Origin of the sequence: Chengkuizengella axinellae, assembly GCF_030730905.1 — a bacterium.
GTDB lineage: Bacteria > Bacillota > Bacilli > Paenibacillales > KCTC-33759 > Chengkuizengella > Chengkuizengella axinellae.
Genome location: NZ_JAVAMP010000038.1, coordinates 1 through 1,621, shown reverse-complemented (window position 1 = coordinate 1,621; position 1,621 = coordinate 1). Strand labels below are relative to the sequence as shown.

1 protein-coding gene is annotated in these 1,621 nt (G+C 38.0%); it reads left to right on the top strand.

The features are described 5' to 3' along the window. Positions 1 to 247 precede the first annotated feature (247 nt). On the top strand, positions 248 to 1,486 hold the full coding sequence (locus Q5Y73_RS24490; protein WP_305994544.1) for an IS110 family RNA-guided transposase: 1,239 nt from the start codon (positions 248 to 250) through the stop codon (positions 1,484 to 1,486). Positions 1,487 to 1,621: the final 135 nt, after the last annotated feature.

Here is a 1,621-nt window from a genome sequence, read left to right as displayed (position 1 = left end):
TCGTAATATTAGATCAGCCAGATTTTTCTGGTTGATCTTTTTTCATGAGGTCTTATGATAGCGGTAGTCGGGGTAGAACGCAGCGCCAGTGGGACTGGATCCCGTCAGCAAAACTGTTCACCCCCTACTTGTATAAACATGTTTTGGGCTGGTTGGGACATATAGATCCCGTTTAACAAGCGAAACTATGACATTACAAGAAGCTTAGGGGTTGCCGACGAACACAATTATAGGAGGAGAGGGATATATGAATCCAGTAATTGGTCTGGATGTTTCAAAAGGTGAAAGTCAGGTTCAAGCCTTTTTAAATAAAGGTAAACCTTATCGTAAGAGCTTTAGTGTTAAGCATACCTTGGATGGTTTGGATTGCTTATTAGATTTTTTAAAAGAGGTTACCAAAGTATCAGACGGAATGAAACCTTCAGTTATTTTCGAATCCACAGGTGTTTATCATTCCCCTGTAGTCCAGTTTTTAGATGAGCATGGCTATATGTATATTATGGTGAACCCACTTGTCTCTCATCGCTCACGTAGTACCAATCTAAGAAAGGTAAAGACAGACTCAGTAGATGCATACCAACTTTGCCTATTGTTCTACAAGGAAGAGTTCGCGTCTCATAGAAAAAGAGGACTTCAATTATTAAATTTGAGAAACCTAACCCGACAACAAGAGGCCATTTCAAGTGTCTCAACTCAAACCAAATTACAATTACAAACTCTATTAGACCAAGTGTTTCCTGAATATCGAGGGGTGTTTGGAAATCTATATTCCAAAACTTCTTTACATGTCCTTCATGCATTTCCTACATCAGAGTCTGTATTGAAAGGTTCAAATTCAGAATTAATTGATTGCATCTCATCCCTGTGCAGGCGTGGATCAAATCAGTGGGTTCAAGAGAAAGCAAACAAACTTGTTGAGGCAGCTAAAAGAAATCCATTTCAGCAAAATATGTACGACAGCCACATCACGAATTTAAAAATACTCATTCACATCGTTCTTCAATACGAAGAGCACCTATCAAAGTTAGCAGCTGAAATAGGTGCCCTCGCTGAAGAAGTAGAAGAATATAAGATTATCCAGTCTATCCCTGGTATCGGAGAAAAAATTGCTGCAACAATCATCTCAGAAATTGGAGAGATAGAAAGATTTAATCACCCAAAAAAATTAGTTGCATTTGCCGGAATAGACCCTAGTGTCTACTCTTCTGGTAGATTTACGGCGACGCAAAACAAAATTACAAAACGAGGATCTAGCCGATTAAGGCGATCTCTGTATATGGCCGTAAAGTGTGGAATTCGTGATGCCAGAAAGCAAAAGACAACAGATGAAATCATTGCTAGAAATAAGAAACTACGAGAGTTCTATGACAAAAAACGCGATGAAGGTAAACCATTTAGAGTCGCTGTAATTGCTTGTGCGAATAAGCTCTTACATTGGATCTATGCCTTACTAACAAGCAAAACAACATTCCAAGATATAACTTAATCACTGTATTTAACCTTTAAATGAAATCACTTCCAAAACATGTGGTTCGGAAGGTTATTTGTCATGCACACTTTTAGTATAGCATGGAGAAAGAAAGTTTTTTATTGAAAAATGTTGACAAACTATTAGCTGGTT